The organism is Micromonospora sp. NPDC000442, assembly GCF_042898635.1.
In the GTDB taxonomy this organism is placed as follows: domain Bacteria; phylum Actinomycetota; class Actinomycetes; order Mycobacteriales; family Micromonosporaceae; genus Micromonospora.
Genome location: NZ_JBIAYZ010000005.1, coordinates 323,435 through 337,689, shown reverse-complemented (window position 1 = coordinate 337,689; position 14,255 = coordinate 323,435). Strand labels below are relative to the sequence as shown.

Sequence of the window (14,255 nt, the reverse complement as noted above, 5' to 3'; positions counted from 1 at the left end):
GGCTCCTTCCACGTGTGCGGCTTCACCGATCGGGGGTGCCGACCGGCGCGAGCGATCTTATCGGCGAACCAGGTCGAGCACCTCGTCGCGCAGCGCGGTCATCCGCTCGGCGGTCGGTGCCTCGACGTTGAGCCGCAGCAACGGCTCGGTGTTCGAGGCGCGCAGGTTGAACCACGCCCCGTCGGAGAAGCGCAGGGTGAGACCGTCCATCTCGTCCGCCTCGGCGTCCGGGTACGCGGCACGCACCTCGGCCACCTTGGCCGTCTGGTCGGCCACCGTCGAGTTGATTTCGCCCGAGGCGACGTACCGCTCGTACTCGGCGGCCAGCGTGGACAGCGGCAACGGCTGCTCGCCGAGCGCCGCCAAGGTGTGCATCGCCGCCAGCATCCCGGTGTCGGCGAACCAAAAGTCCCGGAAGTAGTAGTGCGCCGAGTGTTCTCCGCCGAAGACCGCGTTGGTGCGCGCCATCTCGGCCTTGATGAAGGAGTGACCCACCCGGGCCACCACCGGCTCACCACCGTGCTCCCGAATGATCTCGGGCACCGCGCTGGAGGTGATCAGGTTGTGGATCACCGTGGAGCCGGGGTGTTTGGCCAACTCCCGCGCCGCCACCAACGCGGTGATCGCCGACGGGGAGACCGGCTCGCCGCGCTCGTCCACCACGAAGCAGCGGTCGGCGTCTCCGTCGAACGCCAGGCCGATGTCCGCGCCGTGCGCCACCACCGCGCGTTGCAGGTCGACCAGGTTGGCCGGATCCAGCGGGTTGGCCTCATGGTTGGGGAACGTCCCGTCGAGTTCGAAGTACAGCGGCACGATCCGCAGCGGCAGGGCCGCCAGGGCGGCGTCGCCGAGCACACTCGGCACGGTGTGCCCGCCCATCCCGTTGCCGGCGTCGACCACCACGGTCAGCGGCCGGATGCCGGCGAGGTCCACCAGCGTGCGCAGGTGTGCCGCGTAGTCGGGCAGCAGGTCGCGCCGCTGCGTCGGTGCGGTCGGCTCGCCGATCGGCTCGTCCTTGTCGAGCAGTGCCTGAGCCCGGTCGCGGACCTCGGCCAGCCCGCTGTCCTGCCCGACCGGGCGCGCACCGGCGTGACAGAGCTTGATGCCGTTGTACTGGGCCGGGTTGTGGCTGGCGGTGAACATCGCGCCGGGCAGCCCGAGCGCACCGGAGGCGTAGTAGACCATGTCGGTCGAGGCGAGCCCGATCTCGATGACCGGGCGGCCCTCGGCGCGTACCCCGGTGGCGAAGGCGGCGGCCAGCCCGGGCCCGGAGGCCCGCATGTCGTGCCCGATCAGCACCGCCTGCCCCGGCTCACCGGCGGCGTCGAGCATCTGGGCGAAGGCGACTCCGAGGGCACCGGCGACACGCTCGTCCCACTGGTCCGGCACCGTTCCACGGACGTCGTACGCCTTCACGATCCGGGACAGATCAGACACCGGTTCCACTCCTCGCCTGCGGGTCGTCAACGAACCTGAGCGTATCGGAGCGGCGGCACCCGCCCCGGCTCAGCCGCCGAGCCCGCGCCCGTACTCCGGCTCGTCACCCTTCCCGGCGCCCGATGACCGGTCCGGGTGCCCCGGCACCCCGCCCTGACCTGGCTCCGCCGGCGGCACGGAGGGCGACGCGGCCGGTGGGCCCGAGGTCGGCCCGGCCGGACCCGGGTGCGGCGCGGACGACAGGCCCGGGGGCGGTACGGCCAGGCCGGGCGTCGACGGTGCCGGCGGGGCGGAGGTGGGCGGGACGATCCGCGCCGGTGGCACTGCCGCACGGGCGGACGTGCCGGGTGGGACCGCGCGGGTCGGCCCAACCGGTTCACCCGGCCCGGTCGCCTCGATCGGGTCGGCCGGCCGGGCACCGTACACACCGCCGGTCGCGCGGGGTGCCGCGGTGCCGCCGTAGACCCGTGGCGTGCCGGGCCGACCCGTCCCGTACGGCTGACCGGGGGTTGCCGGTGGCACGCTCCCCAGGCCGGGCGGCGGTGCCGGCACGGCACCCGGGCCCGGTTGGACCGGAACGCCACCCGGGACGGGTGCGACCGGCGCGGCACCTTGACCGCCGCCGGACCGGTAGGTGGTGCCACTCGGGTTGCGCGACGGCGGGATCTCGAACCCGTCGGCCGGTCGTCCACGGTCTTTGCGGTCCTTGCGGGAGCGGTGGATCAACAGCCCGATGAGCAGTGCGCCAGCGGCGACCATGGCGATGCCGAAGTACATCACCGGCGACCCGCCGGAGGATTCATCGGCCGTCTGGGCGAGATCGTCCGTCGTCTCGGCGGCCAGCGCCACGGTGGGCGTGGCCTCGACGGCCGGTTCCTCGGCCACCTTCTCGCTGGGCGACGGCGACGGCGTGGGCGACGGGGAGGGCGACGCCGAAACCCGCCCGCCGACCACCCGCGACGACGCGGCGGCCCGGCCCAGCACGGCACCCCGCGCCGTGGTCGCCTCACCGGTCACCACCAGTCGACCACCGGGGGCATCCGCGGCGAAGGCGACGCGGTACCGCATCGCCACGCCCTTGCCCTTGCAGATCTCGTCCCGGGCCGGGGCGACCGGTGCGGTGGTGACCAGCCCCGCCGCCCCGGAGATCCCCACCGGCACCCAGCGACCCCCCACGTTGGCCTGCACCGCCACCTGGTCGGCCCGTACGTCGGGCAGGCTGAGACCCAGCGCGATGCGCACCCGCACGCACCCGTCGGTGCGCTTGCGCACCTCGACGGTCACGCCTGCGGCGGAACGGCCCGCGGTGAAGCTGCTCGCCGAACGCACCCGCACCCGGTCCTCGTCGGCGTGCGCGGGTGCGCCTCCGAGCGCCACCAGGGCGCCCAGGAACACGCAGACCGTCGCGAACCGCGCCGTGTGCCGACGTACCGACATGATCAACCACCGTTCCTCCCCCGACGGGGGAACGCCGGTCAGGCTACTACCGGGGCCTGTCCTCGGCTGGCCATCGAGCACCCCGCATGTGCGCCGCACCACGTCGGGCGCCCCGCTCGGCGGTCATGCCGAACGGTCCGGCCTCTTCCCGGGGTCGGGCTCGTCGGCGCCGTCCGCGTCGTCCTCGCCACCCATCGCGCCAAGAGCCACGGCGAGAGCCACGCCGAGGGCCACCCCGACGCCGATGCCGGCGGCACCGTCCAGCGCCGCCACACCGATCACCACGCCCAGTAGCATCCCCACCGGCCAGGCCCAGAGCCGTCGGTCACCGTCCTTCTCTTCCGGAGCTGCCATTCCGCGAGCGTATTGCCCCCTGTCGAGTCCTGCAGGCGGCACCGCTCGCGCCGTTCGGCGCGGCAGAACGACCGCTCGCCTCACGCTCGGTAGGCTCCACCGCACACAGCGCCACGCAACGACGGAGTCCGATAGGTTTCGGGTGTGATCGACCGCGAACAGGCCGAGCAACTCGCCGCGGTATGGGCCCGCCGCGACTCGCTGCGCCTGGGGCACGAGTGCCGACCCACGGTCACCGAATTCGACCTCGGCTACGTCATCGCCTCCACCGTGTCCACGCAGGTCAGGTCGCACCCCGGGGATCTGCCCACGACCGTGGTCGACAAGCGGACCGGCGAGGTGAGCACCTGGCCGCAGGTCTCGCCCGACGTGGTGGCGCGGCTCTACCGCCGCAGTCGGGCCTCCGGCCCACCGGCCCCGCGCACCGTGGACCCGGCCGGGCAGTTGCTACGCGAGATCCGTCGGTTGCCCGCGCCGACCACGACCGCGCGTCTCACCGTCGAAGGGCGGATCTTCGGTGCTCAGGGTGTCAAGGGGGACGTGGAACTCAACCACCACCCGCTGGTCCGTGCGTACCTCGACCAGCGGCCCGCCGGCCACCTGGTGCGTGGCGGAGCCCGGCACGCGGAGTTCGTCGTGGTCTCCGACGTCCTGCACGAGTACGACCATCGCCGCACCGCCGAAGGCATCACCGCCATGAGCATGGGCGACGCGAGGGAATTGCTGACGACCGCCCGCGTCGAGGTGTTCCAGGTCCGGGAGCCGGGCGATCCGCAGGGTGGGCCGGCCGAGTGGCCCTGCGACTCCTGCCTGAACATGCTTGTGGAGTTCAACGTCCTGGCCCACTTCGAACGGGCCCACACCGAGCCCTGGTTTCCGGAACCGGCTCCCGACCCAGCGCCCGGCCGGTTTCCTCCGGAGGTGGCGCGGGCGCTGGTCGCCGCCGGTTGGCCGCCCCACTTCGCCGACCCAGCCGAGGCGAGGTCAGCCGACCACCTGATCGGAGCGGTCGGCGGCGGCACGCACGGGCCCGCCGCCCGCAACGCCCTTCCGCGACTGCTCAGCCGGCGGCGCGGCCCCGGTGAGCAGGTGTGGATCTCACGCTTCAGCATTCACCCCCGTCAGCTCGCCCCGACCGCAGCGTCGCTGCACGACTTCGCGGCGGTGCTCGGCACCCGGCTGTTCCCGATCGGCACCGAGAGCCGACACAGCATCATCGCCGCCGACGAACTGGGCCGGGTCTTCGCGCTGGACCAGGCCGGTGAATGGTTCCTCGGGGTCGACTTCGACGCCGCGCTCACCACCCTGCTGCTCGGCCGCGCCCCGGCCCGGGTACGCGACGACGGTGGTTGGTGAGGCCGCCGGTCGTCGGAGCCCCGCGACCGCCGCGAGGTCCCTCCGGTCACTCAGAGCCGCAGGCCGGTCAGGACGGCGACGCGCGGCTCGGTGTAGTCGTCCATGGCGCTGCGTAGGCCCTCCCGACCCACGCCGCTGCCCTTGATGCCGCCGTACGGCATCTGGTCGGCGCGGTAGGACGGCACGTCGCCCACGATCACTCCGCCCACTTCGAGGGTCCGCGCCGCGGCGAAGGCGACGTCGAGGCGGTGGGTGAAAACACCGGCCTGCAACCCGTACGCCGAGTCGTTGACCGCCGCGAAGCCGGCGACGTCGTCGACCACCCGGTCCACGACGAGCACCGGACCGAAGACCTCCTCGGCGTGGACCTTCGCGTCCCGGGGAACTCCACTGAGGATGGTGGGCGGGTAGGTCGCGCCGTCACGCCGGCCACCGGTCTCGATGGTGGCCCCGGCCGTCACCGCCTCGTCCACCCACGCCTCCACCCGGCGGGCGGCGGCCTCGGAGACCAGCGGGCCGACGTCGGTCAGCGGGTCGGCCGGATCGCCGGTACGCAGCTCCCGGACCGCCGCGACCAGCCGGGGCAGAAAGCCGTCGTAGAGCCACTCGTGCACGTAGACCCGCTGCACGGCGATGCACGACTGGCCGGCCTGGTAGTTGGAGAAGGTGGCGACCCGGTGCGCCGCGAAGGTCAGCTCCTCGTCACCGGCCCAGTCCTGACAGATCAGCACCGCCGCGTTCCCACCCAGCTCAAGGGTCACGTGTTTGTCGGGTACGGAGCGACGGATCGCGGTGCCGACCGGTCCGGAGCCGGTGAACGAGACGACGGGCAGCCGGGGATCGGTGACCAGCTCGGCGGCGCGTTCGTTGGGCAGCGGCAGTACCGAGAACATGCCCTCCGGCAGCTCGGTCTCGGCCAGGATCTCACCCAGCAGCAGCGGGGACAGCGGGGTGGCCGGCGCCGGTTTGACGACGATGGGCGCACCGACCGCGATGGCCGGGGCGACCTTGTGCGCCACCAGGTTCAGCGGGAAGTTGAACGGCGTGATGCCCAGCACCGGCCCCTTCGGCACCCGTCGGACCAGGGCGATGCGCCCGGTGGCGGCCGGGTCGGTGTCGAGGCGTTGCAGCTCACCGGAGAACCGACGCGCCTCCTCGGCCGCCCACCGAAAGGTCGAGCTGGCCCGGCTCACCTCGGCCCGCGACCACTTGACCGGCTTGCCGTTCTCGGCGGTGATCAGCCGAGCCACCTCCTCGGCCCGCTCGGCGAGGCGGCGTGAGACGTGGTCCAGGGCCGCCGCGCGGGCGTACGCGGGCAGCGCGGCGGCGGTCGCGGCCACCTCGGCCGCCGCCGCCACGGCCGCCTCGACCTGGTCGGCGGTGGCGACTGTGGTACGCCCGACCTGGCGACCGTCGTAGGGATGGTGGACGGTCACCTCGTCGACACCGTGTGCGGGCCGGCCGGCGACGAAGAACGCTGTGGGCTCCACGTGCGCAGCCTAGACGACCAGCCTCGCCGACGAAAACAGTCGCCTCAAACCTTGTCTGCCGCGAATTCAGTAGCGAAGATGGCAGCAAGGTTGCGATAACCGCCGCAGCGAGACCCCGGACCCCTCGGAGTGATCCAGTCATGAGTGACAAGCAGAGGCTGCGCAACTTCGTCAACGGCGAGTACGTCGAGTCGGTCGACGGCGGCTACGCCGACCTGATCGACCCGTGCACCGGTGAGGTCTTCGCCCAGACACCGGTCTCCGGCACCGCCGACGTGGACGCGGCGATGCGGGCCGCCGCCACCGCCTTCGACGGCTGGCGGGACAGCACCCCGGCCGAGCGGCAGAAGGCGCTGCTCAAGCTCGCCGACGCGGTCGAGGCCCGGGCCGCCGACCTGGTCGACGCGGAGGTACGCAACACCGGCAAGCCCCGGCAGCTCACCGCCGACGAGGAACTGCCACCGGCCGTGGACGAGTTTCGCTTCTTCGCGGGCGCCGCCCGCCTGCTGGAAGGTCGTTCGGCCGGCGAGTACCTGGCCGGGCACACCTCGTACGTCCGGCGCGAGCCGATCGGGGTGTGCGCGCAGGTCACTCCCTGGAACTACCCGCTGATGATGGCGGTCTGGAAGATCGCTCCCGCGCTGGCGGCCGGCAACACCGTGGTCCTCAAGCCCTCGGACACCACCCCGGTGTCGACGCTGCTGCTCGCCGAGATCGCCGCCGAGTACCTCCCACCCGGCGTGTTCAACGTGGTCTGCGGCGACCGGGACACCGGCCGCGCCCTGGTCGCGCACCCCACCCCGCAACTGGTCTCCATCACCGGTTCGACCCGGGCCGGCATGGAGGTCGCCGCAGCCGCCGCGCCCGACCTCAAGCGGACCCACCTGGAACTGGGCGGCAAGGCCCCAGTGGTGATCTTCGACGATGCGGACATCGTCGCGGCGGCCGAGGCGATCGCCGTCGGCGGCTACTTCAACGCCGGCCAGGACTGCACCGCGGCCACCCGGGTGCTCACCGGACCCGGCGTCCACGACGACTTCGTGGCCGCCCTCACCGAGCAGGCCCGCAACACCAGGACCGGCGCACCGGACGACATCGACATCCTCTACGGGCCGCTCAACAACGCCAACCAGTTGGCCCGGGTACGCGGCTTCCTGGACCGGCTGCCCGACCACGCCACGGTGCAGACCGGGGGGACCCAGGTCGGCGAGCGCGGCTACTTCCACGCCCCGACCGTCGTCTCCGGCGTACGGCAGGACGACGAGATCGTCCAGGACGAGGTTTTCGGGCCGGTCATCACCGTGCAGCGCTTCTCCGACGAGGACGAGGCCGTCCGCTGGGCCAACGGCGTCGACTACGGCCTGTCCGCCTCGGTCTGGACCCGGGACCACGGGCGGGCGATGCGGATGACCCGGCGGCTCGACTTCGGCTGCGTCTGGGTGAACACCCACATCCCGTTCATCTCCGAGATGCCGCACGGCGGCTTCAAGCACTCCGGGCACGGCAAGGACCTCTCCGTCTACAGCCTGGAGGACTACACCCGGATCAAGCACGTCATGCACAACATCGAGGGCTAGTGAGCGCGAGGAGTGAGCCGGGGTTGCGAGCCCCGCAGTCGCGAACGAAAGAAGGCACAGCCCTATGACCTCTTCAGCGGAGCTGCACAAGCGGCGCGGTTCCGCCGTGGCCCGGGGTGTCGGCAGCGTCATCACGTCCTACGTGGACTCCGCCGCCGGCGGTACCCTCACCGACGTCGACGGCCGCCAGTGGATCGACTTCGCCGCCGGCATCGCGGTCACCAACGTGGGCAACTCCGCGCCGAGGGTGGTCGAGGCCGTCCGGGCACAGGTCGAACGGTTCACCCACACCTGCTTCATGGTCGCACCGTACGAGTCGTACGTGGCGGTCTGCGAGCAGCTCAACACGCTGACCCCGGGCGGGTTCGAGAAGCGTTCGGCGCTGTTCAACTCGGGTGCCGAGGCGGTGGAGAACGCGGTGAAGATCGCCCGGCACGCCACCGGACGACCGGCGGTGGTGGTCTTCGACCACGCGTACCACGGGCGGACCAACCTGACGATGGCGTTGACCGCGAAGAACATGCCGTACAAGCACCGGTTCGGGCCGTTCGCCGGGGAGATCTACCGGGTGCCGATGTCGTACCCGTTGCGCGACGGTGGTCTCGACGGCGCCACGGCGGCAGCCCGCGCCATCGACACCGTCGAGAAGCAGGTCGGTGCGGAGAACGTCGCCGCGTTGCTGATCGAGCCGATCCAGGGCGAGGGCGGTTTCGTCGTACCGGCGGCGGGTTTCCTGCCGGCGCTGCGCACGTGGGCGACGGCGGCCGGGGCGGTCTTCGTCGCCGACGAGATCCAGACCGGGTTCTGCCGCACCGGCGACTGGTTCGCCTGCCAGCACGAGGACGTCGAGCCGGACCTGGTGACCCTGGCCAAGGGCATCGCCGGTGGGCTGCCCCTGGCCGCGGTCACCGGCCGGGCGGAACTGATGGACGCGGTGCACGTCGGCGGGCTCGGCGGCACCTACGGAGGCAATCCGATCGCCTGCGCCGCCGCGCTGGCCGCCATCGAGACCATGCGGGAACTGGACCTGGCCGGGGCGGCCCGGCGGATCGGGGCGGTGCTGGGCGACCGGCTACGGGCCGTCGCCGCCCGCGACCCGCGGATCGCCGAGGTACGCGGGCGCGGCGCGATGCTCGCCGTGGAGATCGGCACGCCGGGCACCCTGACTCCCGACCCGACCGCCACCGCGGCGGTCTCGGCGGCCTGCCACGCCGGTGGTCTGCTCACCCTCACCTGCGGCACGTACGGCAATGTGCTGCGCTTCCTGCCGCCGCTTGTCATCTCCGACGACGAACTGGCCCGCGGCCTGGACATCCTCGACACCGCCTTCGGCTGACCCGACAGCAGGGGCCCCGCCGACCGGGCGCCCTCCCCTGAGGCGGCAGGCTCAGCGCAGCACCTCGACGTTGTTGTTGCGCACCAGGTTCTTGCCCGGCTCCCGGATCTGCTCCATCGCGGCGGAGTTCAGCAGCACACAACTGCCGGAGGGACCGGTGATGGTGACCGTGGTCGCCTTGTTGTTGTCCAGGTTGGTCACCCGCAACCGGGTACCGACCGGGAAGCGGTCGCTCGTCGCGGCCGGTCCGGCGGCCTCCTCGAAGAAGGTGATCGCGCCCTGGCAGGCCGATCCGGCGACCGGACGGGCCGCCGGCGGTGAGGCCGAGCCCGGCCGGTCGCCGATCACGCCCGGCTGTCCCGCGCCCGGCTGCGTGGCGGCGTCGCCGATCCGCTCGACCACGTTGCGTCGGATCACGTTCTTGCCGGGTTCGCGGACGAGTTCCATCGCGGCGGCGTTGAGCAGCAGGCAACTGCCCGACGGGCCGACCACGGTCACCTCGGCCGATTTGTCGTTGTCGAGGTTCGTCACCCGCAGCCGGGTACCGACCGGGAACTGGTTGCTGGTGGCGGCCGGTGCGCCCGCCTCGGCCGAGAACGTGATCGATCCCGCGCAGACGCTCTGCCGGGTCGGTGCGCTGTCAGCGAATCCGAGTCCGGTGCCCACCGCCACCGTCGCCGCGGCGACCACCGCCACCCCCGCCGCCAGCATGTGCTTCCGCTGCAGCTTCACCTGTTCCTCCCGTCCTCACACCCTTGTGTTCGGGGGCTGGTACGGCCTGGGAGCGCTTTCCAGTTCATCGTGGTGACGCTTATCGAAAACAAAACTTCGAGTTGATCAACGGCAACGCCGGTCATACCGGTCCGTAACGGGTGTGCGGCGCACCGGTCAGCAACGCCCAGTAGCGATCCCCGTACGACCAGTGCCACCACTCGGTGGGGTAGTTCACCAGGCCGGCCCCGCGCAGGGCGGCAGCCATGATCTGCCGGTGCCGGCGGGCGTCGGCGCAGATCGACGACGCGGCGGTGAAGCAGGCGTTGTCACTGGCCTCCGGGGTGGCGTCCACCGCCGTGCCCATGTCCAGTTCGACGCCGTCCACTGTGCACAACGTCAGGTCCACCGCACCACCGGTGCTGTGCGGCGCCACCTCCACCGGCGAGACGAACTTGGTGGTCTCCCGGTACAACCGCTCCGGCGACCAGTCCGGGTGGGCCCGCCGCAACTCCTCCTGGTAGCCGGTGAAGATGTCCAGCTGCGCCTGGTAGGGCCGGTACCCCTCGACGAGCAGCAGGCGCAACCCGTCGGGCAGCGCGCGCTGCGCCGCCAGCAACCGGTCCACCACCGGGCGGCGCACTCGGGCGTACGTGCCGGCCGGATCGGCCGCCCGCGCGTCCAACCGCAACTCGGGGACCTCGCGCAGGTCGACCAGCGGCTCACCGTCGTCGACGCCGCGTACCGCCGCGACCCGCGGATCGCAGAGGAGGATCATCGCTCGCCTCTCCCGCCGGGCCGCTCCGCGTGCCGGGCGAAGGCCAGCGCGACGAGGCGGTCAAGGATCTCCCGGTAGTCGACGCCGGCCGCCGCCCACACCTTCGGGTACATCGAGTGGGCGGTGAAGCCGGGCATCGTGTTCAACTCGTTGACGTACAACTCGCCGGCGACCTCGTCGTAGAGGAAGTCGACCCGGGCCAGGCCCCAGCCACCGATCGCGGCGAACGCCCGCACCGACAGCTCCCTGATCCGCTCGGTCACCTCCCGCGGCAGCGGAGCCGGGACGACCATCGGATCGGTGTCGCCGAAGTACTTCTGGCGGTAGTCGAACCAGCCACCGCTGACCCGTACCTCGCCGACCGCGGACGCGTCCGGACGGGTCCCGCCGAGCACCCCACACTCCAGTTCCCGGCCACTGACCCCCTGCTCCACCACGACCACCGTGTCGTGTCGCAGCGCCTCCTCGATCGCCGCTCCCAGATCATCACCCTCGGCCACCCGGGAGATGCCGATCGAGGAACCCATCCGGGCCGGCTTGACGAACAGCGGGCGGCGCAGCCCGAGCACCAGCTTCTCCGGATCCTCCGTCGTCCGGTACGTGGTCGCGTCGAAGGAGACGTGCGGGGTGATCGGCACCCCCTCGGCCCGCAGCGCCCGCTTCATCGCCACCTTGTCCATCCCGACGGCGGAGGCGAGGATGCCGCACCCGACGTACGGCACGCCCAGGGATTCGAGCACCCCCTGCACCACCCCGTCCTCACCGAACGGGCCGTGCAGCACCGGGAAGACCACGTCCAACTCGGCGTGCACCGCGCCGGGCGCGTCCATCCCGGTCACCACCGCCGTACCGGAACGGGGCCCGGCCCGCAGTTCCACCGCCGGCCCGATCACCGTCAGCCGGTCGTCGATGGCCCGCTCGGATGCCGTGCCGGCGAGGAACCCGGACAGCGCCGCGTCCGGGACGAGCCGCAGCCCACCAGCGCGGGTGACCCCGATGGCGACGATGCGGTAGCCGCCACCGGCCAGCGCCCGGGCCACGCCGAGCGCGGAGGCGCAGGAAACGTCGTGCTCCGCCGACGGGCCGCCGAACAGAATTCCAATGCGTACGGGCGCGCTCATGCCGGTACCTCGCTTCGCTCGTCGCCGGGCCTCGGGCCCAGGCACACCCCTCCGATGATCAGCTCGCTCACGCCACTGCCACCTCTTCCTCAAGTCGGGCGGTTGCCGCCAGTCGGGCGACCAGTTCCGCCTCCACGTTTCCGCCGGTCAGCACCACGCCGACCGTGCGCCGCCGCCCACCGGCAGCCGCCGCCGGCAACCGCTCGGCGGCAGGCGACCGCCGCCCCCCGTCGGCGGCGAGCGACCGCAGCGTTCCGCCGGCGGCGAGCGACCGCAGGCTCCCGTCGGAGCCGAGCGACCGCAGCGTTCCGTCAGTGCCGAGCGACCGCAGCGTTCCGTCGGCGGCGAGTCGTAGCGCGCCGGCCAGGCCGGCTGCCCCCGACGGTTCGGCCAACACCTTCAGGTCCAGCAGGAGCAGCCGGAACGCCTCGGCGATCTCGTCGTCGTCCACCCGCACCACACCGCACAGACGGGTGCGCAGGATGGCGAAGGGCAGCTCACCCACGCACGACGGGCGCAGGCCGTCGGCGATCGTCGGTGCCGGCGTCACCGGAACGGGTCGACCGGCCACCAGGCTGCGGGCCAGCGAGTCGCAGCCATGCGGCTCCACCCCGTACACCTCGATCGGCCGACCGGTCGCGGCCAGGCAGGCACCGGCAGCACCGCCACCGCCACCGACCGGCACCACGAGGGCGTCCAGCGGAGTGCCGGCCCGTTCGGCCTCCTCGATCAGTTCGAGGCTGGCGCTGCCCTGCCCGGCAATGACGTCCGGATGGTCGTACGCGTCGACGATCGGGTGGCCGGTCTCGTCGCTCACCCGGCGGGCCACGGCCAGCCGCTCCTCGACGGTCGTACCGGCGAGCACCACCCGCGCACCTGCCGCGCGGGCCCGAGCCACCTTCGTCGCTGCCGCGTCGACCGGAAGGACCACCGTGGCGGCCAGTTCGAACCGCCGAGCCGCCAGCGCCACCGCCACCGCGTGGTTACCGGTGCTCTGGGCGACCACCCCGCCGTGGCCGGCCGCTGCCAGCCGGCCCACCGCGTAAAGCCCGCCGCGCATCTTGTACGAGCCCCCGGCCTGAAGGTTCTCCGCCTTCAACAGCACCCGGGCACCGGCCAGCCGGTCGATGGTCGGTGCGCGCAGCACCGGGGTACGCAACACCCGGCCGGCCAGCCACCTGGCTGCCTCCGGCACGTCGATCGGAGCCGGGCCGGCTCCGGACGGATCGGTGTGGGACATGTCTTCTCCTTCGAGGTCGATCAGTGAGACGCCGTCGGCCTGAGCGGCTCGGCCGCCGCCGGCGCGGACGGCTCCGGCGCGGACGGCTCCGGCGCGGACGGCTCCGGCGCGGACGGCTCTGCCGGGCTCATGACGGCCGCCGGCGCGGGCGGTTCCGCCGCCGTCGGTGTGGACGGTCCGAGGGTCGGCCGCTGGGCGATGTCGGCTCGGCCGGGCAGGTCGAACAGCCACGTCGCCCGGGTCGCCAGCAGCAGTCGGTGCAGGCCGAGGCTGATCGCCAGCACGGCGACGGTGAGCGAGAACGGGAAGCCGAGGGCCAACGCGAACCGGGCCGGTTCGTCCAGACCAGCGATCGGCTCGGCGATCAGTCGATGCAGCAGCGCCAGCACCGGCATGTGGATCACATAGATCGGCAGCGTCTGGCGACCGAGGGCAGCGAGTGGTTGGCCCACCGTCGACCACCGGGCCAGCCGGACCGCCACGGCGATGCCGAACAGCACCGCGAGGACGGAGACCAGTGGCGCCACCCCGGGCAACCGGGCAGTGCCGGTCGCCGCCACGGCAGCCAGCGCGACGGCGTACGCCGCTGCGGCCAGCAGCAACCGTCGGCCGGTGACGGCGTCGGCCCACCGAAGGACGTACCCGCGCAGGTACAGGCCGGCCAGGAAGAACACCAGGTTCTGGTAGAGACCGCCCCGGTTACCGGGCGTGTCGACCAGTCCCGCGGCGGCGACGGCGCTCAGCGTGCCGGCGGCGACCAGCAGCACCGCCGGATGGACCCGTCGCAGCGCCTTCGCCAGTACGAAGTACAACGCCAGCGCGTACAAGTACCAGAGGTTGGACGGGGTGACCGTCAACTGTGCCAACAGGCCGCCGAGGTCGCTCGCCCGGTCGGTCGGGAAGTCCGGGGCGAGGGCCAGTACGGCAGTGTGGATCATCAGCCAGACGCCGTACAGGTAGAGGAAGCGGGCGGCCCGGGGCCGGGCGACCGACCGCCACGGCCGCTGCACGGCGGTCGCCGCGAACATGCCGGAGATGGTGAAGAACAGCGGCATCCGCATCGGGAGCAGCAGTTCGCCGAGAGTCCCCCAGGCACCCGGCACCGGTACGTCGAGCCGCCAGTCGATCTGGAGGTAGTCCTTGACGATCACGTGCCAGAGCAGGACCAGCAGGATGCAGCCGCCCTTGGCGACATCCGCCCAGGCCAACCTGGTCCCACCCGAAGCCGGCCCGGCACCATCCGACGCCGGCCCGATACCGTCCGACGCCGGCCCGATACCGTCCGACGCCGGCCCGGCACCGGCGTCTCCGGGGACGGGCAGCCCGGCGGCCGCTTCTACCGCGACGGCTTCACGGGTGGTCATGGTCTCTCCTTTCCGTCGCCGGCACACCAGCCAGATGGCTGGCGCGCCGGGCAG

12 protein-coding genes are annotated in these 14,255 nt (G+C 72.5%); 3 read left to right on the top strand and 9 right to left on the bottom strand.

The genetic code is table 11. The features are described 5' to 3' along the window. Nucleotides 1-57 precede the first annotated feature (57 nt). The 3 genes from ACFY2A_RS10685 to ACFY2A_RS10675 form a co-directional block, all read right to left on the bottom strand. Nucleotides 58-1,437, bottom strand: a complete 1,380-nt coding sequence (locus tag ACFY2A_RS10685) for a phosphomannomutase/phosphoglucomutase (RefSeq protein WP_363921787.1) — start codon at nucleotides 1,435-1,437, stop codon at nucleotides 58-60. 69 nt (nucleotides 1,438-1,506) lie between these two features. Further along, nucleotides 1,507-2,874: a hypothetical protein gene (locus ACFY2A_RS10680; RefSeq protein WP_387170560.1), complete on the bottom strand. Its 1,368-nt coding sequence runs from the start codon at nucleotides 2,872-2,874 to the stop codon at nucleotides 1,507-1,509. A 123-nt stretch (nucleotides 2,875-2,997) separates the two neighbouring features. Further along, on the bottom strand, nucleotides 2,998-3,228 hold the full coding sequence (locus ACFY2A_RS10675) for a hypothetical protein (RefSeq protein WP_387170558.1): 231 nt from the start codon (nucleotides 3,226-3,228) through the stop codon (nucleotides 2,998-3,000). A gap of 144 nt (nucleotides 3,229-3,372) precedes the next feature. Between ACFY2A_RS10675 and ACFY2A_RS10670 the strand changes: the two genes are divergently transcribed. Beyond that, entirely contained in the window at nucleotides 3,373-4,584 is a 1,212-nt protein-coding gene (locus ACFY2A_RS10670; protein ID WP_387170556.1) for an SUKH-3 domain-containing protein, read from the top strand. Nucleotides 4,585-4,634: 50 nt separating this feature from the next. On the opposite strand, the gene ACFY2A_RS10665 is transcribed toward ACFY2A_RS10670, so the two are convergent. Continuing rightward, complete coding sequence (locus tag ACFY2A_RS10665; protein WP_387170554.1) at nucleotides 4,635-6,074, bottom strand: aldehyde dehydrogenase family protein; 1,440 nt, start codon at nucleotides 6,072-6,074, stop codon at nucleotides 4,635-4,637. A gap of 140 nt (nucleotides 6,075-6,214) precedes the next feature. On the opposite strand from ACFY2A_RS10665, the gene ACFY2A_RS10660 reads away from it, so the two are divergent. Both ACFY2A_RS10660 and gabT read left to right on the top strand, forming a co-directional pair. Continuing rightward, on the top strand, nucleotides 6,215-7,651 hold the full coding sequence (locus ACFY2A_RS10660) for a gamma-aminobutyraldehyde dehydrogenase (protein WP_387170552.1): 1,437 nt from the start codon (nucleotides 6,215-6,217) through the stop codon (nucleotides 7,649-7,651). Between the two features lie 64 nt (nucleotides 7,652-7,715). Beyond that, complete coding sequence (gene gabT / locus ACFY2A_RS10655; RefSeq protein WP_387170550.1) at nucleotides 7,716-8,987, top strand: 4-aminobutyrate--2-oxoglutarate transaminase; 1,272 nt, start codon at nucleotides 7,716-7,718, stop codon at nucleotides 8,985-8,987. 51 nt (nucleotides 8,988-9,038) lie between these two features. Here the strand turns inward: gabT and ACFY2A_RS10650 are convergent, their stop codons facing one another. From ACFY2A_RS10650 to ACFY2A_RS10630, 5 genes are all read right to left on the bottom strand, one after another. Beyond that, on the bottom strand, nucleotides 9,039-9,719 hold the full coding sequence (locus ACFY2A_RS10650) for a hypothetical protein (protein ID WP_387170548.1): 681 nt from the start codon (nucleotides 9,717-9,719) through the stop codon (nucleotides 9,039-9,041). Between the two features lie 121 nt (nucleotides 9,720-9,840). Then, nucleotides 9,841-10,476 (bottom strand): M15 family metallopeptidase, encoded by a 636-nt coding sequence (locus ACFY2A_RS10645; RefSeq protein WP_387170546.1) that lies wholly within the window; start codon nucleotides 10,474-10,476, stop codon nucleotides 9,841-9,843. Continuing rightward, a complete protein-coding gene (locus ACFY2A_RS10640) occupies nucleotides 10,473-11,597 on the bottom strand; it encodes a D-alanine--D-alanine ligase family protein (RefSeq protein ID WP_387170544.1) in 1,125 nt (374 codons plus the stop codon). The genes ACFY2A_RS10645 and ACFY2A_RS10640 overlap by 4 nt, the downstream gene beginning before the upstream one ends. A gap of 67 nt (nucleotides 11,598-11,664) precedes the next feature. Further along, nucleotides 11,665-12,837, bottom strand: coding sequence for a threonine/serine dehydratase (locus ACFY2A_RS10635; RefSeq protein ID WP_387170542.1), 1,173 nt, complete (start codon nucleotides 12,835-12,837; stop codon nucleotides 11,665-11,667). A 20-nt stretch (nucleotides 12,838-12,857) separates the two neighbouring features. After that, on the bottom strand, nucleotides 12,858-14,201 hold the full coding sequence (locus ACFY2A_RS10630; protein ID WP_387170540.1) for an acyltransferase family protein: 1,344 nt from the start codon (nucleotides 14,199-14,201) through the stop codon (nucleotides 12,858-12,860). Nucleotides 14,202-14,255 lie beyond the last annotated feature (54 nt).

Coding starts and splice junctions, on each gene's coding strand:
- gabT (WP_387170550.1), top strand. CDS start 7,716: ATGACCTCTTCAGCGGAGCTGCACAAGCGGCGCGGTTCCGCCGTGGCC.
- ACFY2A_RS10645 (WP_387170546.1), bottom strand. CDS start 10,476: ATGATCCTCCTCTGCGATCCGCGGGTCGCGGCGGTACGCGGCGTCGAC.
- ACFY2A_RS10675 (WP_387170558.1), bottom strand. CDS start 3,228: ATGGCAGCTCCGGAAGAGAAGGACGGTGACCGACGGCTCTGGGCCTGG.
- ACFY2A_RS10640 (WP_387170544.1), bottom strand. CDS start 11,597: ATGAGCGCGCCCGTACGCATTGGAATTCTGTTCGGCGGCCCGTCGGCG.
- ACFY2A_RS10680 (WP_387170560.1), bottom strand. CDS start 2,874: ATGTCGGTACGTCGGCACACGGCGCGGTTCGCGACGGTCTGCGTGTTC.
- ACFY2A_RS10635 (WP_387170542.1), bottom strand. CDS start 12,837: ATGTCCCACACCGATCCGTCCGGAGCCGGCCCGGCTCCGATCGACGTG.
- ACFY2A_RS10660 (WP_387170552.1), top strand. CDS start 6,215: ATGAGTGACAAGCAGAGGCTGCGCAACTTCGTCAACGGCGAGTACGTC.
- ACFY2A_RS10630 (WP_387170540.1), bottom strand. CDS start 14,201: ATGACCACCCGTGAAGCCGTCGCGGTAGAAGCGGCCGCCGGGCTGCCC.